This window comes from Burkholderia sp. BCC1993 (genome assembly GCF_905339865.1).
Lineage (GTDB): Bacteria > Pseudomonadota > Gammaproteobacteria > Burkholderiales > Burkholderiaceae > Burkholderia.
Genome location: NZ_CAJPGZ010000007.1, coordinates 96,552 through 116,708, shown reverse-complemented (window position 1 = coordinate 116,708; position 20,157 = coordinate 96,552). Strand labels below are relative to the sequence as shown.

At 67.6% G+C, this 20,157-nt stretch carries 18 protein-coding genes and 7 tRNA genes; 9 read left to right on the top strand and 16 right to left on the bottom strand.

Going from position 1 to position 20,157, the window contains the following annotated elements; translation table 11 throughout:
* The first annotated feature begins 3 nt into the window (after positions 1–3).
* A complete protein-coding gene (gene lplT / locus U4Y91_RS13245) occupies positions 4–1,311 on the top strand; it encodes a lysophospholipid transporter LplT (protein WP_321805419.1) in 1,308 nt (435 codons plus the stop codon).
* 58 nt (positions 1,312–1,369) lie between these two features.
* Positions 1,370–2,179, top strand: coding sequence for a bifunctional hydroxymethylpyrimidine kinase/phosphomethylpyrimidine kinase (gene thiD / locus U4Y91_RS13240; protein ID WP_321805418.1), 810 nt, complete (start codon positions 1,370–1,372; stop codon positions 2,177–2,179).
* Between the two features lie 18 nt (positions 2,180–2,197).
* Here thiD and U4Y91_RS13235 read toward each other — a convergent pair whose 3' ends face one another.
* From U4Y91_RS13235 to tsaB, 4 genes are read right to left on the bottom strand one after another with little or no spacing between them, the layout of a single operon-like run.
* Entirely contained in the window at positions 2,198–3,157 is a 960-nt protein-coding gene (locus U4Y91_RS13235) for a DUF1853 family protein (protein ID WP_321805417.1), read from the bottom strand.
* Entirely contained in the window at positions 3,154–4,233 is a 1,080-nt protein-coding gene (locus tag U4Y91_RS13230) for a uracil-DNA glycosylase (protein WP_321805416.1), read from the bottom strand. The genes U4Y91_RS13235 and U4Y91_RS13230 overlap by 4 nt, the downstream gene beginning before the upstream one ends.
* Complete coding sequence (gene rimI, locus U4Y91_RS13225) at positions 4,220–4,720, bottom strand: ribosomal protein S18-alanine N-acetyltransferase (RefSeq protein ID WP_321805415.1); 501 nt, start codon at positions 4,718–4,720, stop codon at positions 4,220–4,222. Before rimI ends, U4Y91_RS13230 begins: the two co-directional genes overlap by 14 nt.
* Entirely contained in the window at positions 4,717–5,484 is a 768-nt protein-coding gene (gene tsaB, locus U4Y91_RS13220; RefSeq protein ID WP_321805414.1) for a tRNA (adenosine(37)-N6)-threonylcarbamoyltransferase complex dimerization subunit type 1 TsaB, read from the bottom strand. Before tsaB ends, rimI begins: the two co-directional genes overlap by 4 nt.
* A gap of 147 nt (positions 5,485–5,631) precedes the next feature.
* Between tsaB and U4Y91_RS13215 the strand changes: the two genes are divergently transcribed.
* From U4Y91_RS13215 to aceA, 3 genes are all read left to right on the top strand, one after another.
* Positions 5,632–5,901 carry an acyl-CoA-binding protein gene (locus U4Y91_RS13215; RefSeq protein WP_044847954.1) on the top strand — a complete coding sequence of 90 codons (270 nt, stop codon included), beginning with the start codon at positions 5,632–5,634 and terminating at the stop codon, positions 5,899–5,901.
* Between the two features lie 356 nt (positions 5,902–6,257).
* Positions 6,258–7,805: a DEAD/DEAH box helicase gene (locus U4Y91_RS13210; protein WP_321805413.1), complete on the top strand. Its 1,548-nt coding sequence runs from the start codon at positions 6,258–6,260 to the stop codon at positions 7,803–7,805.
* Between the two features lie 379 nt (positions 7,806–8,184).
* A complete protein-coding gene (gene aceA / locus U4Y91_RS13205) occupies positions 8,185–9,492 on the top strand; it encodes an isocitrate lyase (RefSeq protein ID WP_321805412.1) in 1,308 nt (435 codons plus the stop codon).
* 233 nt (positions 9,493–9,725) lie between these two features.
* Here the strand turns inward: aceA and U4Y91_RS13200 are convergent, their stop codons facing one another.
* Together U4Y91_RS13200 and U4Y91_RS13195 are read right to left on the bottom strand one after the other, a co-directional pair.
* Entirely contained in the window at positions 9,726–10,160 is a 435-nt protein-coding gene (locus U4Y91_RS13200; RefSeq protein ID WP_059459679.1) for a universal stress protein, read from the bottom strand.
* Positions 10,161–10,319: 159 nt separating this feature from the next.
* Entirely contained in the window at positions 10,320–11,225 is a 906-nt protein-coding gene (locus tag U4Y91_RS13195; protein ID WP_257771653.1) for a LysR family transcriptional regulator, read from the bottom strand.
* Between the two features lie 154 nt (positions 11,226–11,379).
* Between U4Y91_RS13195 and U4Y91_RS13190 the strand changes: the two genes are divergently transcribed.
* Together U4Y91_RS13190 and aceB are read left to right on the top strand one after the other, a co-directional pair.
* A complete protein-coding gene (locus U4Y91_RS13190; RefSeq protein ID WP_321805411.1) occupies positions 11,380–12,141 on the top strand; it encodes a haloacid dehalogenase type II in 762 nt (253 codons plus the stop codon).
* A gap of 67 nt (positions 12,142–12,208) precedes the next feature.
* Positions 12,209–13,801, top strand: coding sequence for a malate synthase A (gene aceB / locus U4Y91_RS13185; RefSeq protein ID WP_321805410.1), 1,593 nt, complete (start codon positions 12,209–12,211; stop codon positions 13,799–13,801).
* A gap of 106 nt (positions 13,802–13,907) precedes the next feature.
* Here the strand turns inward: aceB and U4Y91_RS13180 are convergent, their stop codons facing one another.
* Entirely contained in the window at positions 13,908–14,333 is a 426-nt protein-coding gene (locus U4Y91_RS13180; RefSeq protein ID WP_321805409.1) for a gamma-glutamylcyclotransferase family protein, read from the bottom strand.
* Between the two features lie 302 nt (positions 14,334–14,635).
* On the opposite strand from U4Y91_RS13180, the gene U4Y91_RS13175 reads away from it, so the two are divergent.
* Complete coding sequence (locus U4Y91_RS13175) at positions 14,636–15,499, top strand: helix-turn-helix transcriptional regulator (RefSeq protein ID WP_321805408.1); 864 nt, start codon at positions 14,636–14,638, stop codon at positions 15,497–15,499.
* A 40-nt stretch (positions 15,500–15,539) separates the two neighbouring features.
* On the opposite strand, the gene U4Y91_RS13170 is transcribed toward U4Y91_RS13175, so the two are convergent.
* From U4Y91_RS13170 to gltX, 9 genes are all read right to left on the bottom strand, one after another.
* Positions 15,540–16,004 (bottom strand): GNAT family N-acetyltransferase, encoded by a 465-nt coding sequence (locus tag U4Y91_RS13170; RefSeq protein ID WP_014896698.1) that lies wholly within the window; start codon positions 16,002–16,004, stop codon positions 15,540–15,542.
* Between the two features lie 315 nt (positions 16,005–16,319).
* Positions 16,320–16,396, bottom strand: a tRNA-Asp gene (locus U4Y91_RS13165).
* A 73-nt stretch (positions 16,397–16,469) separates the two neighbouring features.
* Positions 16,470–16,545, bottom strand: a tRNA-Glu gene (locus tag U4Y91_RS13160).
* Positions 16,546–16,610: 65 nt separating this feature from the next.
* Positions 16,611–16,687: transfer RNA gene (locus U4Y91_RS13155), tRNA-Asp, on the bottom strand.
* Positions 16,688–16,770: 83 nt separating this feature from the next.
* A tRNA-Glu gene (locus U4Y91_RS13150) sits at positions 16,771–16,846 on the bottom strand.
* A gap of 63 nt (positions 16,847–16,909) precedes the next feature.
* Positions 16,910–16,986 (bottom strand) — tRNA-Asp (locus U4Y91_RS13145).
* 80 nt (positions 16,987–17,066) lie between these two features.
* Positions 17,067–17,142: transfer RNA gene (locus U4Y91_RS13140), tRNA-Glu, on the bottom strand.
* Between the two features lie 140 nt (positions 17,143–17,282).
* Positions 17,283–17,358, bottom strand: a tRNA-Ala gene (locus U4Y91_RS13135).
* A 128-nt stretch (positions 17,359–17,486) separates the two neighbouring features.
* Positions 17,487–18,896, bottom strand: a complete 1,410-nt coding sequence (gltX, locus tag U4Y91_RS13130) for a glutamate--tRNA ligase (RefSeq protein ID WP_321805407.1) — start codon at positions 18,894–18,896, stop codon at positions 17,487–17,489.
* 280 nt (positions 18,897–19,176) lie between these two features.
* Here gltX and U4Y91_RS13125 point away from each other — a divergent pair, with 280 nt between their 5' ends.
* Positions 19,177–20,103, top strand: a complete 927-nt coding sequence (locus tag U4Y91_RS13125) for a patatin-like phospholipase family protein (RefSeq protein ID WP_321805406.1) — start codon at positions 19,177–19,179, stop codon at positions 20,101–20,103.
* Positions 20,104–20,157: the final 54 nt, after the last annotated feature.

The window sequence follows — 20,157 nt, the reverse complement described above, 5'->3', positions numbered from 1 at the left end:
CAGATGAAAAAAGGTTTTTACACCATCATGGCCGCGCAGTTTTTCTCGTCGTTGGCCGACAATGCGCTTCTCATCGCCGCCATCGCCCTGCTGAAAGACCTCCACGCCCCCAACTGGATGACACCGCTGCTCAAGCTGTTCTTCGTGTTGTCGTATGTGGTGCTGGCGGCCTATGTCGGTGCGTTCGCCGATTCGCGTCCGAAGGGGCGCGTGATGTTCATCACCAATTCGATCAAGGTGGTCGGCTGCCTGATCATGCTGTTCGGCGCCCATCCGCTGATCGCATACGGCATCGTCGGATTCGGCGCCGCCGCCTACTCGCCCGCGAAGTACGGCATTCTGACCGAGCTGCTGCCGGCCGACCGGCTCGTCGCCGCGAACGGCTGGATCGAAGGCACGACCGTCAGCTCGATCATTCTCGGCACCGTGCTCGGCGGCGCGCTGATCAGCCCGCACATCGCGTCGCACGTGATCGCGCACACGCCTGCCTGGATCGCCACGCCTGCCGAAGCGGCGATGGTGATCATCATGGCGATCTACGTGATCGCCGCCATCTTCAATCTGCGGATCCCCGATACCGGCGCGCGCTACCCGAAGCAGGAGCGCGGCCCGGTCAAGCTCCTCACCGACTTCGCCGACTGCTTCATGGTGCTCTGGCGCGACAAGCTCGGCCAGATCTCGCTCGCGGTCACGACGCTGTTCTGGGGTGCGGGCGCGACGCTGCAGTTCATCGTGCTGAAGTGGGCCGAAGTGTCGCTCAACATGTCGCTGTCCGAAGGCGCGATCCTGCAGGCGGTGGTCGCGGTCGGCGTCGCGGGCGGCGCGATCGCCGCCGCCGCGCGGATCCCGCTGAAGAAGTCGCTCAGCGTGCTGCCGGTCGGCATCATCATGGGCATCGCGGTCATGCTGATGGCGTTCTACACGCGTGACCTGTTCCCGGCGCACTGGGCCGTGCACTTCGGCCACCTGCGCCTGCCCGTGTACCTGATCGTCGCTTACATCTTCCTGATCTGCGTCGGCGCGCTGTCCGGCTACTTCGTGGTTCCGATGAACGCGCTGCTGCAGCATCGCGGCCACGTGCTGCTGTCGGCCGGCCATTCGATCGCGGTGCAGAACTTCAACGAGAACCTGTCGGTGCTCGTGATGCTGTGCCTGTACGCGGTGCTGGTCTGGCTCGACGTGCCGGTCGGCGTCGTGATCGTGCTGTTCGGCACGTTCGTGTGCCTGACGATGTGGCTCGTGATGCGCCGCCACCAGGCAAACCAGCGTCAGTTCGACTCGGTCGCGCTGATCGGCGAATCGCGGCACTGACGCTACACTTCCTGTTTCCGTCCGTCGGCGCCGGTCTTCGAACCGGCGCCTTGCCATCATGACGCACCCGATACCCAACGTCCTGACGATCGCCGGCTCCGACTCGGGCGGCGGCGCGGGCATCCAGGCCGACCTCAAGACCTTCTCCGCGCTCGGCGCGTACGGCGCGAGCGTGATCACCGCGCTGACCGCGCAGAACACGCGCGGCGTGACCGGCGTGCACGCGCCGGACGCCGCGTTCGTGACCGCGCAGCTCGACGCGGTGTTCGACGACATCCGCATCGACGCGGTCAAGATCGGCATGCTCGCGAACGCGGCGATCGTGCACGCGGTCGCCGACGCGCTGCGGCGCTATGCGCCGCGCTTCGTCGTGCTCGATACGGTGATGATTTCGAAGAGTTCGCACGCGCTGCTCGCGCCCGATGCGGTCGACGCGTTGCGCGACGCGCTGCTGCCGCTCGCGACCGTCGTCACGCCGAACCTGCCCGAAGCGGCGGCCCTGCTCGGCGACACGCCCGCGATGACCGAAGACGAGATGGTCCGGCAAGGCCGGGCGCTGCTGCAATCCGGCGCGCGCGCCGTGCTGATGAAGGGCGGCCACCTGCCTGACGCAGCCGCGAGCCCCGACTGGCTCGTCGATGCGGCGCATGCGGTGCGGTTCGACGGCACGCGCGTGCCGGTCAGCAACACGCATGGCACGGGCTGCACGCTGTCGTCGGCGATCGCCGCGCTGCTGCCGCAGCAACCCGATCTCGACAGCGCGGTGCGCGAAGCGAAGGCCTACCTGACCGGCGCGATCGCCGCGAGCGGCCAGCTCGACGTCGGCCACGGCGTCGGCCCCGTCCATCACTTCCATCGCTGGTGGTAAGCGCCGGCTGACGCGGCGTCAGTGGTCCTGGGCAGCGAACGCCTGCGCACGCGCGGGCCAGTCGTCCGGCACGATGAAGCCGCGCGCCGTCTCCCGCCATACGCCGTTGCCGTCCTGTCGATGAACGCCGATCAGCGCGGGCGCCTGGCGCGCCGTCAAGGCGGACGGCAACTCGAGCGAACGCGCCAGCGGTTCGGGCGCGGCGTCGGCCGCCACCCGCCGCGGCGCGAGCCATGCGAGCCGCGGCAGCACGTTCCACGCCGCACCGTCGGGCTGTGCGGAGGCCCAGGCCGGCCACTGCGCGTGCGTGAGCCAGAACCCGCGCGGATGATCGGCCGCGATTTCCGCGGCCACCGGCGGCAGCGGCACGCCGTGCGGATAGAACAGCCAGCCCTTGATGAACATCTGCGCATCGGACGGCGCGCCGTAGCCCAGCAGCGCGAACCCGTGGCGATCGCTCAGCCGCAGCTGATGCTCGAGCAGCCGGCTGCGCTTGCGGTCGAGGCGGTCGACGAGATTCGGCCCGACGAAATCCGCGAGCGATGCATCGCCGTCCACCGGCGCGCATAGATAGCACTTGACCGCGAGTTCCCAGTGCAGGCGCAGCCCGCCCGGCGCATCGACGAGGAAATCGACCTCGCCGAGCGTCTTGCCGTTGCTGCGCAACGGTAGATTCGCAGCGACGAGCCGCAGCGACGGCCCGTGCGTGAGGAAATACTCGAGCAGGCATTCGGCATAGCGGCCGAGTCGCACGGGCCGCAGCCCGTCGAGCGCGCGGTGCAGCGGCTCGGGCGCGGCATCGAGCGCGACGAGCCACGCTTCGACGGCCACGCGTTCGACCGCATCCGACCACGGATGCGCGAGCGGCGCGCCGGGCGCCGCGGTGAGCAGGCTCGGGCTCGCGAGGAGCCAGCCCAGATCGCGGACCGCGGCATCGTGCAGCGTATCGACGAACGCGAACGCCGCGCCGCGCGTCATTGTCCGGCCGGCCCGTGTGCGGCGGCGCCCTCCGCCCGCTGGAACGTATCGCGCGCCAGGCACAGGTCGGCCCATGCCTTCGACTTGTCCTGCAGGCTGCGCAGCAGGTACGCCGGGTGGTAGGTGACGATCACCGGCACGCCTTCGTACGTGTGCACGCGGCCGCGCAGCGATGCGATGCTCGCGTCCGTCTTCAGCAGCGTCTGCGCGGCGAAGCGGCCGAGCGCGACGATCAGCTTCGGCTTCACGAGCGCGACCTGACGCTGCAGGTACGGCTCGCAGCGCGCGACCTCGTCCGGTTCCGGATTGCGGTTGCCGGGCGGGCGGCACTTGATCACGTTGGCGATGTAGACGTTGTCGCCGCGCTTGAGCGCGAGCGACTGCAGCATGTTGTCGAGCAGCTTGCCGGCCTGGCCGACGAACGGCTCGCCCTGCCTGTCCTCGTTCTCGCCGGGCGCTTCGCCGATCAGCATCCAGTCCGCTTCTCGATCGCCGACACCGAACACGGTGTTGGTGCGCTTCTCGCACAGGCGGCAGCTCATGCAATCGGCGACGCGGGCCGCGAGCGCATCCCAGTCGAGCATCGCGACCGGCGTCGCGGCCGGACGCGCTTCGGCCGGCGGCAGCGGATCGCCGGGCGGCGCCGCGTCGAACCACGCGAAATCGTCTTCGGTGAGCGGCGGCATGTCGTCCGCGGCAGCGGCAGCGGCTGTGGACGATGCTGGCCCGGCGGACGCACGATCGTCGTCGATCGCGGCACGCGCGGCACTGCCCGTTTCGGCGGCCGGCGCCGCGGCGCGCGCGGCGCCGCCAACCGGCGGCGTATCAACCGGCGGCGTATCGTCACGCGGGAACACACGTGCAGGCGCCTGCGTGTCACGCGGCTGCTCCGACGTCGGCCGCGGCGCGCGCGCGACGGTTGCGGCCGCAACGGCGGGCGCATCGTCCGCCGCACCCGGCGCCTCAGCCGGCGCTGCACCCGCGCCACCCGCCTCCGCGCCTTCCGCGCGCGACCCGCGCCGCACCCAGATCTGCGCGAGACCCATTTCCTCGAGCGCTGCTTCAGCCCACGCCATGCGCGTCCCCTTCGTCCTTGTTCAGCGTCAGACGCATCACGATCGCGTCCTCCCGGCTGCGATGCCGCGCCGGATAGTAGTTCTTGCGCCGGCCGATCGTCACGAAGCCGAAGCGCTCGTACAGATGGATCGCCCGCGGATTGGACGGCCGCACCTCGAGCAGCATGCCGTCGAGCCGTTCCGCGCGCGAGATGCGCACGGCTTCGCGCAGCAGCGCGAGACCCGCGCCCGACTGCTGGGCGGCCGGCGCGACGCACAGGTTCAGCAGGTGCATCTCGTCGACCACCGGCATCAGCACGCAATAGCCGACGAGCGCGCCCGTCACGTGGCGCAGGCACACGCCGAAATAGCCGTTGCGCAGCGAATCCTCGAAATTGCCGCGGCTCCACGGGAATTCGTACGCGACCTGCTCGATCGCGACGACCTCGTCGAGATCGGTGTCGGTCATCGGCGACAAATAGCGGTCGCTCAACAGGACGCCCGTCATCCTTTCGCTCCGCCCGTCTGCGCGGCGCGCGCGGCCATGCGCTCGGCGGTGGTCTGCGCGACCTTGTCGCGCACGTATTCGGGCGCGGCCTGGTCGGCCGGCACCGTCCGGCCGGCGCGGAACGCCCGCAGCGCGGCATGCGCGACAGCCAGCGCATGCGGCAGCGCATCGCCGTCGATCACGGCCGCGGCCGCCGCGGCCGGCAGTTGCGCGCCGAACGCGGCCGCCGCGTTGCCCGCGAGCGTGAACGGCGCGTCGGGCACGCCGACGGCGCCCGGTGCATCGAGCGACGCCGGATGCAGCGTGCGCCAGTCGCCCGCCTGCGCGTCCCACGCGAAGTCGGCCCAGTACGCTTCGTCCATCCGCGCGTCGAGCGCGGCCAGCACGCGCGTCGTGCCGGGTGCGCGCAGCCGCGCGTGTTCGGCGCACGCGAGCAGCGTGCTGACCGGCACGACCGGCAGCCCGCGCCCGAACGCGAGCCCCTGGGTAATGCCGGTCGCGGTGCGCAGCCCGGTGAACGAGCCGGGGCCCGCGCCGAACGCGATCGCGTCGCAATCGGCGAACGTGAGGCCCGATTCGGCGAAGAGTTCCTGGATGGCCGGCAGCACGCGCGTGCTCGACACGGCGCCCGTCAGCTCGTGGCGGACCCAGGTTTGCGGGGTGGAAACGGCGTCATCGGCGAAAGCCGAGCGCAGCAGCGCGACCGAGCAGTATTCGGTCGACGTATCGATGGCGAGGAGCACTGTTTGCGTCATGGCCGACATTGTAATGCGGCGCCCCGCTCCCACGGGCGATCGGACCCGATCGCGATGCGCGCGCCGCGCGGCCGGCGGTTTGGAAGGATCGCTCGACCCCGCGCGGCGCGGCGCTTGTTAAGATCGCCCGACCTGAAACCCTTACGGAGACACACGATGAGCGAACTCACCGCCCAATTCGACCAGGCCCAGGTCGACGTCAAGCAACTGACCGAGCGCCCGGGCAACCTGACGCTGCTGCGCCTGTACGCGCTCTTCAAGCAGGCGACCGACGGCGACGCGCACGGCGACAAGCCCGGCTTCACCGACATCGTCGGCAAGTACAAGTACGACGCGTGGGAAGCGCTGAAAGGCACGACCCAGGACGCGGCGAAGCAGCAATACATCGAGCTCGTCGAATCGCTGAAGAACGGCACGGCGTCCTGATCTGTCCCGCCTGCCGCAATAGGCAATCAAATCAGTGGCGCAGCGCAGCAAATTTCTCTATAATGCTGGCTGCGTCACCTCCCGCGCTCGGCTCGCAAGCCGTTCCGGCCCGACGCCTCGTAGCGTTAAGCTCCAATCCGGTTTAGAACCTGTCCCCTCCTGCTTCGACCCTCGCGGTCGTCAACTAGGCTGGCGGCCCCGCTCCAGAAGCGCGCCGCACCCAAAACAGCTTCTAATGCCTCATCCGCCGACGGTTCGGCGGATTGCACCCGTTTCCCGATTTGCTCGCTGAATCCGACGACTTGGGTATGCGCGATTGGCGCCGACGTTTCACCCACTGTGTTTCAAGGATTGTTATGACTTCGAGCATCAACTCCAGCCCGCTCAACGCGATCGCCGACCAGGCGCTCGGTCTCGACAACGCTGCCGCACCGGCCGCGGTCGAACCGGCGTCGGACGAGCCGACTTTCGCGTCGCTCGGGTTGTCGCCGGAGATCGTTTCCGCGCTGCAGGCCGCCGGCTACGCCAAGCCGACGCCGGTCCAGCAGCGCGCGATTCCGGCCGGCATCGCCGGTCGGGACCTGCTGGTGTCGAGCCCGACCGGTTCGGGCAAGACGGCCGCATTCATGCTGCCCGCGATCGAACGTTTCGCGCAGCTCCAGAAGGCGCAGGCGCAGCAACCGCGCGCGCCGCGTGAACCGAACCAGGGCGACCGCCGTGTGCGCCGCCCGCAGCCCGTCGCCCGCCCGGGCCTGCTCGTGCTGACGCCGACCCGTGAACTCGCGATGCAGGTCACCACGGCCGCGTCGACCTACGGCAAGCACCTGAAGCGCCTGCGCACGGTCAGCATCCTCGGCGGCGTCGCCTACGGCCAGCAGCTGATGCTGCTCGCGAAGAACCCCGAGATCCTGGTCGCCACGCCGGGCCGTCTGCTCGATCACCTCGAGCGCGGCCGTATCGACCTGTCCGAACTGAAGATGCTCGTGCTCGACGAAGCCGACCGCATGCTGGACATGGGCTTCATCGAAGACATCGAAACGATCGTCGCCGCCACGCCCGAGTCGCGCCAGACGATGCTGTTCTCGGCCACGCTCGACGGCAAGATCGGTTCGCTGACGAGCCGCCTGCTGAAGGATCCGGAACGCATCGAGATCCAGCAGCGCCTCGAATCGCGCGCCAACATCGCGCAGACCGTGCACTACGTCGACGACCGCGACCACAAGGATCGCCTGCTCGATCACCTGCTGCGCGACGACGCGCTCGACCAGGCGATCATCTTCACGGCGACCAAGATCGACGCCGACCAGCTCGCCGGCCGTCTCGCCGACGCCGGCTTCGAATCGGCCGCGCTGCACGGCGACCTGCCGCAGGGCGCGCGCAACCGCACGATCCGTGCGCTGCGCGAGCGCCGCGTGCGCGTGCTGGTGGCCACCGACGTCGCGGCCCGCGGCATCGACATCCCGGGCATCACGCACGTGTTCAACTACGACCTGCCGAAGTTCGCGGAAGACTACGTGCACCGTATCGGCCGTACCGGCCGTGCCGGCCGTTCGGGCACCGCGGTGAGCCTCGTGCACCACGCCGAACAGGGCGCGCTCAAGCGCATCGAGCGCTTCGTACGCTCGCCGCTGCCGGTCAACGTGATCGAAGGCTTCGAGCCCCGCAAGGCACCCCCGCGCAACGATCGCGGCACCGGCGGCCGCGGCCGTCCGGGCGGCGGTAACGGCGGTCGTCGTTTCGGCGGCAAGCCGGGCGGCGGTCATGGCGGCAACGGCGGCAGCCGCAGCTACGGCGGCGGCAACGGCGGCGGCTGGAGCGGCAAGCCGGGCGGCAGCCGTGACGGCGGCCCGCGTCGCGACGGCCAGCGCAGCGGCGGCCCGCGTCGCAGCAATTCGGCGTCGTAAGCACGCCCCGGCGGCCCCGCGGCCGCCCGCCCATCCGGCAAACCGGCGCACCCGCGCCGGTTTTTTTTCGTCCCGCACCAAATTTCACGATGCGGAAAATTTTTTTGCGTCGTAAAAAATCATGCTGCGCGGCACAACCTTACAATTGCGAGATGGGAAAAATCGTTTCTCATTGCGAAATAAAAACAACAAGCGATTGATTAATAACGATTAAAAAGTTCGAAACTTCGCGAGACAGCCCCTGTTTGACTCCGACCGGTTTGCCTAGACTCTTATACAAGACTTCTCGAAGCGGCACGCCCCCGCTTCCGCTTCGAGAACAGCATCAGCACCGTCCGATTCGACCGATCTGGCAACACACCGCATCAAGGAGCTCATCATGTCGCGACAGCAACAGGCACAGGAACTGCAAAAGCAATGGGAAACCGATCCGCGCTGGAAGGGCATCAAGCGCAGCTACACGGCTGACGACGTGGTGCGCCTGCGCGGCTCGATCGCCGTCGAGCACACGCTGGCCAAGCGCGGCGCGGAAAAGCTGTGGCGCCTCATCAACGAAGAGCCGTTCGTCAACGCACTCGGTGCGCTGACCGGCAACCAGGCGATGCAGCAGGTGAAGGCCGGCCTGAAGGCGATCTACCTGTCGGGCTGGCAAGTGGCCGGCGACGCGAACGTCGCGGGCGAAATGTACCCGGACCAGTCGCTGTACCCGGCGAACTCGGTGCCGCTCGTCGTCAAGCGCATCAACAACACGCTGACGCGCGCCGACCAGATCCAGTGGTCGGAAGGCAAGAATCCGAGCGACGAAGGCTACGTCGATTTCTTCGCGCCGATCGTCGCGGACGCGGAAGCCGGCTTCGGCGGCGTGCTGAACGCGTTCGAACTGATGAAGGCGATGATCGAGGCAGGCGCCTCGGGCGTGCACTTCGAGGACCAGCTCGCGTCGGTGAAGAAGTGCGGCCACATGGGCGGCAAGGTGCTGGTGCCGACCCGCGAAGCGGTCGCGAAGCTGTCGGCGGCGCGTCTCGCAGCCGACGTGATGGGCACGCCGACCCTGCTGGTCGCGCGGACCGACGCGGAAGCGGCGGACCTGATCACGTCCGACATCGACGACAACGACAAGCCGTTCCTGACGGGCGAGCGCACGGTCGAAGGCTTCTTCCGCACGAAGCCGGGCATCGGGCAGGCGATCTCGCGCGGCCTCGCGTATGCGCCGTACGCCGATCTCGTCTGGTGCGAGACGGGCAAGCCGGATCTCGAGTACGCGAAGAAGTTCGCGGAAGCGATCCACAAGCAGTTCCCCGGCAAGATGCTGTCGTACAACTGCTCGCCGTCGTTCAACTGGAAGAAGAACCTCGACGACGCGACGATCGCGAAGTTCCAGAAGGAACTCGGCGCGATGGGCTACAAGTTCCAGTTCATCACGCTGGCCGGCTTCCATGCGCTGAACTACTCGATGTTCAACCTCGCGCACGGCTATGCCCGCACGCAGATGAGCGCGTTCGTCGAACTGCAGCAGGCCGAGTTCGCGGCGGCCGACAAGGGCTTCACGGCCGTCAAGCACCAGCGCGAAGTCGGCACCGGCTACTTCGACGCGGTCACGCAGACGGTCGAGCGCGAAGCCTCGACGACCGCGCTGCACGGCTCGACCGAAGACGAACAGTTCTTCGACGGCAAGAAGGTCGCGTAACGCGCGCAAGCGTCACGCCGATGCCGGCCCGTCACGCGACGGCGCGGCATCGGCCGCACGGAACAACGGGAACAACAATCAGGGAGGAGACGGCAGGCGCGCGGTGACCCGCGCGACCCGCCGCGCGGCCTGCGGCCGCCAGCAACGACGCGCGCCGGCTTCGTCCGGCGCGCCTTTTTTCAGCGGCGCCGCCGTGCTGTCACACGCGCGGCCACGAACGACGGGCGCCGCCTCTATCGATAGACGATCACCGGAATTTTCGTATGGGTCAGCACGCGCTGCGTTTCGCTGCCGATCAGCAGGCTGCCGAGCCCGCGACGTCCGTGGGACGCCATGAAGATCACGTCGCAGCCGCCACGTTCGGCCGCCTCGATGATGCCGAGGTACGGCGATGGATGCACGCTCGTCCAGCTGTCGCAGACGACGCCGGCCGCCTTCGCGGCTGCCTGCACATCGTCCAGGTGCGCGCGCGCCTCGCGCTCGCTGCGCGCCCGGAAATCGGCGGGCGGCTCGATGATCACTTCGGAAAACGGCGAGTACGGATACTGCGGCAGGCACGCATAGGCCGTGACCCGCGCGCCGACCGCGCGCGCCAGGTCGATCGCGCCGTCGATCGCCTTCTGCGACAGTTCGGAACCGTCGGTTGGAACGAGGATGTGCCGGAACATCGCGCCCTCCTGCGTCAGACGCATCGCGCGCACCGCGAACCCATGCGGGCCGGCTCCGGCGCGTCGCGCATGCCAGTTTCGATTGTAGTGCGCGAAACCGGGCGACCGGCGCCGGCAGCGGGTTCGCCCTCATATCGGAAACGCGCGGGCGGGTGCGCCCTACTCGCCCCAATACCCGGGCCGTTCGTACGTATGTTTCAGGTAATCGAGAAACAGCCGCACGCGCAGCGGCAGGTGACGGCGCTGCGGAAACACCGCGTGGATGCCGATCGGCGGCGCTGCGAACGCGTCGAGCACGGTGACGAGGCGGCCGGCCGCGATGTCGTCGCCGACCTCCCACCACGATCGCCATGCCAGGCCGTAGCCGGCGAGGCACCACTCGTGCAGCACCGCGCCGTCCGAGCATTCCATCGTGCCGTTCACCCGGATCGACACCACCTTGTCGTCCTCCTGGAACGCCCAGCCGCGCTGCTGGTTCGCATTCGCGGCAAGCGCGAGGCAGTTGTGGCGCGCGAGTTCCGCAAGCGTGGCCGGCGTGCCGCGCCGCGCGAGATACGCGGGGGACGCGACGCACACGCGCCGGTTCTCGCCGAGCTTCAGCGACACCAGCGACGAATCGGGCAGCTCGCCGAGCCGCACCGCGCAATCGAACCCTTCGTTGACGAGGTCGACCATCCGGTCGGACAGGTCGAGCGTGACCGACACGTCCGGATGCGCGCCGCTGAACTCGGGCACGAGCGGCGCGACGTGGCGCCGCCCGAAGCCGGCCGGCGCGGAAATGCGCAGGTGGCCGCTCGCCTTCACGCCGCCGGCGGACACGCTTGCCTCCGCGTTCTGCATGTCGTTGATGATTCGCTGGCAATCCTCGAGGAAGGCCGAACCCTCGAAGGTCAGCGTGAGCTTGCGCGTGGTCCGCACCAGCAGCTTGACGCCGAGCCGCTCCTCGAGCGCGTCGAGGCGGCGGCCGATGATCGCCGGCGCGACGCCTTCCGCATGCGCGGCCGCCGACAGGCTGCCCTTCGCCGCGACCGCGGCGAACGTTTCGATCTGTTTGAACCGGTCCATGACTCGCAAGGGCGGCGTTCCCGCCCTTCAAATAGCTTGAGCGGTCAAGATTAGGTATATGAAAGTAAAAGATCAAGTGATGTTTAGCGTCTTTTTTAGCACTGACGAGCACGAATAAAATCGTTTCCGACCTCTGAAACTGGAGCGCAAGGCTATGTCGGCCACAACGACACTCTCCTCTCCCGACGCAATCCTCTTCGATGCATTCGGCACGTTGTTCGACGTGCATGCGGTCGTGGCCGCGGCAGAGCAGATGTTTCCCGGTCACGGGGACCGGTTGTCGCAGCTGTGGCGACGCAAGCAAATCGAATACTCGCAGTTGCGCACGCTCGCCGATCCGTCCGGCGCCCGCTATCGCCCGTTCCGCGACATCACGCTCGACGCGCTGCGGTTCGCCGCGCGCAGGCTCGGGCTCGCGCTGAACAGCGCGGCCGAAAAGCGGCTGATGGACGAATACGCGTGCCTGTCCACCTATCCCGACACGGTGCCCGCGCTGCGCAAGCTGCGCGCGCTCGACCCGCGCCCGCCGCTCGCGATCCTGTCGAACGGCAACCCGGAGATGCTCGACATCGCGATCAAGAGCGCCGGCATGACCGGCCTGTTCGATCGCGTGCTGTCGGCCGACGCGGTACGCGCGTACAAGCCGAGCCCGGCCGCGTACGCACTCGGCACCGCCGCGTTCGGCGCGAACCCGCGCGACATCGTGTTCGTGTCGTCGAACGCCTGGGACGTCGCGGGGGCCGCCTGGTTCGGCTACACGACGTTCTGGCTCAACCGCACGGGCGCGCCCGCCGAGGAACTCGGCGCGCCGCCCGACGGCACCGGCAGCGGCATGGCCGATCTGCTCGCATTCCTCGCCACCCCGGCTCCGTCCGGCAGACCCGCGAACCGCGCGCGCCCCGGCCCGGGCGCATGACGTTCGCTGCGCTGCCGCCTTCCCCCTTCACCGAAACCGCAACTGACCGACCAAGGAGATGAGACTCATGAGCACCCCGATCACGCTGCCGCAAGGCATGGCGATCACCGGCGAAATCAAGCCGGGTTACGAAGCGATCCTGACGCCTGAAGCACTCGCGCTCGTCGCGGCGCTGCACCGCGCGTTCGAGCCGCGCCGCCAGGCGCTGCTGCAGGCCCGCGTCGAGCGCACCCGGCGCCTCGACGCCGGCGAACGCCCCGATTTCCTGGCCGACACGAAGGCGATCCGCGAGGGCGACTGGAAGGTCGCGCCGCTGCCGGCCGACCTGCAATGCCGCCGCGTCGAGATCACCGGCCCCGTCGAGCGCAAGATGATCATCAACGCGCTGAACTCGGGCGCCGATTCGTACATGACGGACTTCGAGGATTCGAACGCGCCGAGCTGGACGAACCAGATCGACGGCCAGATCAACCTGAAGGACGCGGTGCGCCGTACGATCTCGCTCGAGCAGAACGGCAAGTCGTACCAGCTGAACGACAAGGTCGCGACGTTGATCGTGCGTCCGCGCGGCTGGCACCTCGACGAGAAGCACGTGACGGTCGACGGCCAGCGCGTGTCCGGCGGCATCTTCGATTTCGCGCTGTTCCTGTTCCACAACGCGAAGGAACTGATCGCGCGCGGCTCGGGCCCGTACTTCTACCTGCCGAAGATGGAAAGCCATCTCGAAGCGCGCCTGTGGAACGACATCTTCGTCGCGGCACAGGAGGCAGTCGGCGTGCCGCGCGGCACGATCCGCGCGACGGTGCTGATCGAGACGATCCTCGCCGCGTTCGAAATGGACGAGATCCTGTACGAACTGCGCGAACACAGCTCGGGCCTGAACGCCGGCCGCTGGGACTACATCTTCTCGGCGATCAAGAAGTTCAAGAACGACCGCGACTTCTGCCTGGCCGACCGCTCGAAGATCACGATGACGGTGCCGTTCATGCGCGCCTACGCGCTGCTGCTGCTGAAGACCTGCCACAAGCGCAACGCGCCGGCGATCGGCGGGATGGCTGCGCTGATTCCGATCAAGAACGATCCGGAAGCGAACGACAAGGCGATGGGCGGCGTGCGTTCGGACAAGGCCCGCGACGCGACCGACGGCTACGACGGTGGCTGGGTCGCGCACCCGGGCCTCGTGCCGATCGCGATGGAGGAATTCGTCAAGGTGCTCGGCGACCAGCCGAACCAGATCGCGAAGCAACGCGACGACGTGCAGATCGAAGGCAAGAACCTGCTCGACTTCCAGCCTGAAGCACCGATCACCGAAGCCGGCCTGCGCAACAACATCAACGTCGGCATCCACTATCTCGGCGCCTGGCTCGACGGCAACGGCTGCGTGCCGATCCATAACCTGATGGAAGACGCGGCGACCGCCGAGATCTCCCGCTCGCAGGTGTGGCAGTGGATCCGCTCGCCGAAGGGCGTGCTCGACGACGGTCGCAAGGTCACCGCCGAGCTCGTGCGCGAATTCGCGAAGGCCGAGCTCGACAACGTGAAGCGTTCGGTCGGCGGCAACACGCAGCCGTACGAGCGTGCCGCGGCGATCTTCGAACAGATGTCGACGTCGGAAGGCTTCACCGAATTCCTGACGCTGCCGCTGTACGAGGAAATCTGACGACGCGGGCCGGGTCGCCCGGTCCTGCCCGCCGCCGGTCGCACGACACGGCGGCATGAAAAAAGCGCCCAGCGGGGCGCTTTTCTTTTGCTGCGCAGCGGGTTCTCTATACGGATGCTGCGGCGGCTTCCCGCTCGCGCCGATGCTGGACCCAATCGCCCGACGCGATGCGCGGACGGTCGGCTGCCGCATGCGCGGCGACCGGGTAGTAGACGCACGCGTAGGCACGACCGCCGAGTTCGACGGTCACCGGCTCCTGCCGGAACAGCGTGTCGACGCCCGGATAGACGCGCTCGATCTCGTCGAGTACGGGCACCAGTCGCTCGTCGATCTCGTAGACGTCGCCCCACACGAGCGACCGGCCGGCCGGCCCGGCGACCATGCCCGGATACGTGCCGAAATCGTACAGTTCGCCCGGCAGTGCGGCCGCCCCGAGCAGCGTCGGCGCGGCGATCCCGTGGCGCGCGGCCGCATGGCCGATGTCGTTGGCTTCTCCCGCTCTCAATGTGCCGTAGACGAATACATGGCGCATCGTGGTCCTCCTCTTCGATTCAGGTGTTGCCGTGCCGGGCCGTCGCGGCCGTGCCGCGGGCGCCGGCGTCGTTGGGGCGCTGCTTGTGCGAAAACGCGCCCACATCGATAGACCGCGCCGGCGGCACGATGGTTCTTTTCGGCACGACGCATCACGCTGGCCCGGGCTTGCGCCGGCCGGAACACGTGCTGCCCCATACAAAGTTCATTTGAGCCGTGCATTATCGACCGAAAAACCGCCGCATGCGCCTGCGCGGCGCCTTCTAAAATGACGGCATCGCCGCCGCGCCGACCGAATCGTCCATGAACCCGCCAGCCCAAGCCGACGCATCGAACCCGTACGACGTCATCGACATCCCGCCCGAGTTCGCGCCGACCCGCGTCCACCCGATGCGTGTCCGGGCGCGGCAGGTGGACGCCGGCCGCCGGATCCCGCTGCACACGCACGCGTGGGCGCAACTTGCGTATGCATCGCGCGGCGTGCTGCGCGTCGCGACGACCGGGACGACGTGGATGGTGCCGCCGTCCCGCGCGATCTGGGTGCCGCCGCACGTCACGCACGAGGTCGTGATCGTCGAGGAAGCGTACTTGCGCACGCTGTACATCGACGAGTCTGTCGTGCCGGACGGGCTCGATGCATGCCGGGTGGTCGAGGTGACGGGCTTGCTGCGCGAACTGATCGTCGCGCTCGACGCGCGCGACCTGAGCGGCACCCGCGAACGGCTGCTGTGCGGGCTCGTGCTCGACGAGCTGAGCCGCGCCGAACCGCTGCCGCTCGCGGTGCCGATGCCCGACGAGAAGCGGCTGCGCATGCTGTGCGAGGCGGTGCTCGCGCAACCGGCGCATGCGGAATCGCTCGAACACTGGGCGAGCGAGGTCGGCGCGAGCACGCGCACGATCTCGCGGCTGTTCAGGCAGGAACTGGGCGTGAGTTTTTCGCAGTGGCGGCAGCAGGCGCTGCTCGCGCGCGCGATTCCGCTGTTGAACCAGGGGCGCCCGCTGTCGCATATCGCACGCGAACTCGGCTACCAGAGCCAGAGCGCGTTTTCGGCGATGTTCCGGCGCGCGTTCGGCGAAAGCCCGCGCGCGTTCATGCTGCGCGGCTACGAGCATCGGGGCGCGGAAGACGGCATCGCAACCGACGGCGCGATCGACGCTGCCCGCTGACCGTCGCAGCGTGGTCCCCCGCGTGGGTCCCGTTACGCGCTCAAACCGGACGCACCATGTGGCGAATCGAGCCGAGCTGGGCCAGCCTCGGCCCGGTGACACGGTAGCCCATACGCAGGTAGAGGCGCGCGGCCGGATTGTCGACGAACACACGCAACTGCAGTTCGTGCAACCCGCGGGCGCGCGCCCAGCGATGCGACATGTCGAGCATGTAGGTGCCGGCGCCCTGTCCGCGATGGCCGGCCGCGATCTGCACGTCGCGGATGTGCAGCGAATCGCCCTCCTCGGTCACGCGCAGCACGCCGATACGTTCGCCGTCGGCTTCCAGGATGAAGTTTTCGGATTCGCGCCAGCTCGCATAGAACAGGTCGCTGCGCCAGACGAGCCCATGGCGCTTGTAATAGCCGCCCATGTTGCCGTGCGTCAGCGCCTCGGCAAACGGAAAATCGCCAGGCTCCGCGGGCCGGAGCTGATACAGCAATCGCAGGTCGGTCGGATCGAGCATCGCGCAGGGGTCAAGAACGCATTCCGCCACGATAGCGCAGTCGCGGGCGGATGCAATCGCGAATTTCTCGTAGCGGCGCCGGATCAACGATGCAAATGAAAAAGCCCGCACGAGGCGGGCTTTCTCATTTTCTGGCGGAGCGGACGGGACTCGCCTACATCCTGCAGGCCGCGGCTGCGCGTGCACGCGCAGCCCTTCGAGTCCCGCCGGAAGCCGCGCAGGCGGCTTCCTCCGCTCCGCAGTCACGCGCCCGCAAGCGGGCACGAGCAACGATGCAAATGAAAAAGCCCGCACGAGGCGGGCTTTTTCATTTTCTGGCGGAGCGGACGGGACTCGAACCCGCGACCCCCGGCGTGACAGGCCGGTATTCTAACCGACTGAACTACCGCTCCAGTCTTGCTTCTTGCCTGGCAGGCGTCGGTTACTTCCTGCCGGCGCATCGTTTGTTCGAACGACGCCGAAATCTGGCGTCCCCTAGGGGATTCGAACCCCTGTACTCACCGTGAAAGGGTGATGTCCTAGGCCTCTAGACGAAGGGGACAACGTACTGCTTACATCTTTAATGCAAAAGCCCGTTCAAAACGTTCATTTGAACGGGCCTTGTTCTGGCGGAGCGGACGGGGCTCGAACCCGCGACCCCCGGCGTGACAGGCCGGTATTCTAACCAACTGAACTACCGCTCCAGCTTTCTTCACTCTCACCTGCAGGACCTCGTTCACGTCCTGCAAGCGTTGCGACACTTCTACTACGAAACGCCGCTGAATCCTGGCGTCCCCTAGGGGATTCGAACCCCTGTACTCACCGTGAAAGGGTGATGTCCTAGGCCTCTAGACGAAGGGGACAACGTACTGCTTACATCTTTAATACAAAAGCCCGCTCAAAAACGTCTTGAACGGGCTTCGTTCTGGCGGAGCGGACGGGACTCGAACCCGCGACCCCCGGCGTGACAGGCCGGTATTCTAACCGACTGAACTACCGCTCCAACTTTCTGCACCGTTACCTGCAGAACGTCGGTTACGTTCTGCAAGCCTCGCGACACTTCTACGAAACGCCGCTGAATCCTGGCGTCCCCTAGGGGATTCGAACCCCTGTACTCACCGTGAAAGGGTGATGTCCTAGGCCTCTAGACGAAGGGGACATGATCTTTTCAGATCAGTCTGACTTTCGCTATTCACTCATCATCAACAGCGAAGGCCGAAATTCTAACTGCTTTAAATCATTTTGTGAAGCATTTATTACTACTACCGCTGCTTCGCAAATCAATTCGTTCTGCTCTGATGGTGGAGGTAAGCGGGATCGAACCGCTGACCTCTTGCATGCCATGCAAGCGCTCTCCCAGCTGAGCTATACCCCCTTGCAGAACAGAAATGAGATTATATGGACCGAATTTGAACTTGTAAATACCCTTTTTGCGATTCGAGCGAAATTTTTTGCGAAGCCGCCGTGACACCCTGCGCGAGCGGCTTCGCACCCGCTCCAACCTCAGGCCAGCGCGGCCTCGATACGCGACACCACGACGTCACGACCGAACAGCACGAGCACCGCGTCGATCGACGGCGTATGCGTCGTGCCCGCCACCAGCAGGCGCACCGGCATCGCGAGCTGCGGCATCTTCAGCTTGTGCGCGCCGAGCGTCGCCTTCAGCGCAGCGGACACCGCTTCCTTCGTCCAGTCGGCCGCCTTCAGCGCGGCGACGAGGTCGGCCAGTGCCGGGCGCACCGCATCGGTCACGTGCTGCGCGAGCGCGTCGGCATCCGGCGCCGGCACACGGTAGAACATCGCGGCGCCTTCGGCGATCTCCTTGACCGTCGTCGCGCGGTCCTTCATCAGGCCGACCACCGCGTCGAGCGCGGGGCCCGTCGCGATCGCCGCGTCGTCGATGCCAAGCGCGTCGAGGAACGGCTTCGCCAGCGCGGCGAGGCGCGCGTTGTCCGCTTCCTTGATGTAATGGGCGTTCAGCCAGCTCAGCTTGCTGTGGTCGTACTGCGCGGGCGACTTGCCGAGATGCTCGAGGTCGAACCATTCGACGAACTGCTCGCGCGAGAAGATTTCCGCGTCGCCGTGCGACCAGCCGAGGCGCGCGAGGTAGTTGACGACGGCCTCCGGCAGGAAGCCGTCGTCGCGGTACGCCATCACGCTCATCGCGCCATGCCGCTTGCTCATCTTCTCGCCCTGCTCGTTCAGCACGGTCGGCAAGTGTGCATAGACCGGCGGCTCGCCGCCGAGCGCGCGCAGGATGTTGATCTGGCGCGGCGTGTTGTTCACGTGGTCATCACCGCGAATCACGTGCGTGATGTTCATGTCCATGTCGTCCACGACCACGCAGAAGTTGTAGATCGGCGTGCCGTCCGGACGCGCGATCACGAGGTCGTCGAGCTCCTCGTTCGAGATCTCGACACGCCCCTTCACCGCGTCATCCCACACGACCGTGCCGGTCAGCGGGTTGCGGAACCGCAGCACCGGCTTCACGCCGGCCGGCGGCTCGGGCAGCACCTTGCCCGGCTCCGGACGCCACGTGCCGTCGTAGCGCGGCTTGAGGCCGGCCTCGCGCTGGCGCTCGCGCAGCGCGTCGAGTTCCTCGGCCGACATGTAGCACGGGTACGCGAGGCCCTGCTCGAGCATCTGCGCGAGCACCGCGCGGTAGCGGTCCATCCGCTGCATCTGGTAAATCGGGCCTTCGTCGAAATCCAGGCCGAGCCACTGCATCCCCTCGAGGATCGCGTCGACGGCTTCCTGCGACGAGCGCTCGACGTCGGTATCCTCGATACGCAGCACGAACGTGCCTTTCATCTTGCGGGCGAACGCCCACGGATAGAGCGCGGAGCGGATGTTGCCGAGGTGGATGAAGCCGGTGGGACTCGGCGCGAAGCGGGTACGGACAGGACGGGTCATAAACGGTAACTCGAACGCCTGGGGCGCATGAATGATTCGACGCGGGATCGACGGCGACAGCCCGGACAGCACTGGGGCCGGCCGCGCCCGGAACGGGAAAGAAGCCGGAATTATACTCGCGCCGCCCTTCGCGCCAAGCGCGCCGCTTGCTTTATGATGTGCGCGCCGCGGCCGCCAGCCGGCGCCGCGCCGGCCGCGCGGTTTGTGCCGCGCGGCCGCTCGGAACCTATCGCCGCCGCGGGCCGCACGGCCCGCCGCCAAGCCGCCGGAGAACCATTCGATGTCGTCCCCTCGCCTGTCGCGCCGTCACTTCACGATCGCTTGCGCATCCGCCAGCCTCGCCGCCTGCACGTCGTTCGGCGACAAGTCCCGCCCCGACAACGCCGCGAATCCCGCGCAGTCGCGCGAGAAGCCCGTGAAGATCGGCATCGCGCTCGGCGGCGGCGCCGCCCGCGGCTTCTCGCACATCGGCGTGCTGAAGGCGCTCGAGGCGCGCGGCATCCCGGTCGAGATCGTCGCGGGCACGAGCGCGGGCTCGGTGGTCGGGGCGCTCTATGCCGCCGGGATGAGCGGCCTGCAGATCAACAAGATCGCACTCGACATGGATCAGGCGGCGATCAGCGACTGGGCGCTGCCGTTCCGCTCGCGCGGGCTGCTGCAGGGCGTGGCGCTGCAGAACTTCCTGAACAAGACGCTCAACAACCGGCCGATCGAAAAGATGGCGAAGCCGCTCGGCATCGTCGCGACGGACCTGCAGAACGGCCAGCCGATCCTGTTCCAGCAGGGCAATACGGGGCTCGCGGTGCGCGCGTCGTGCAGCGTGCCGTCGGTGTTCGAGCCCGTGAAGATCGGCAACCGCGAATACGTCGACGGCGGCCTCGTGAGCCCGGTGCCCGCGTCGTTCGCACGCAAGATGGGCGCGAGCTTCGTGATCGCGGTCGACATCTCGTCGCGGCCGGACGGCGCGGCGACCAACAACCCGATCGAGATGCTGCTGCAGACCTTCACGATCATGGGCCAGACGATCAAGACCTACGAGCTCGACAAATACGCGGACGTCGTGATCCGCCCGAACCTCGCGGCGATGGGCGGCAGCGACTTCAACCAGCGCAACGCGGCGATCCTCGCGGGCGAGGAAGCCGTCGCGCGCGTCATGCCCGAGCTGCAGCGCAAGCTCGCGGCGGCCCGCGGCGCCGCGGCGGCATAAGCGGCACATCGCGGGGCGCGGCGCACGACAGCGAGCGCGCCACCGACGATGGCA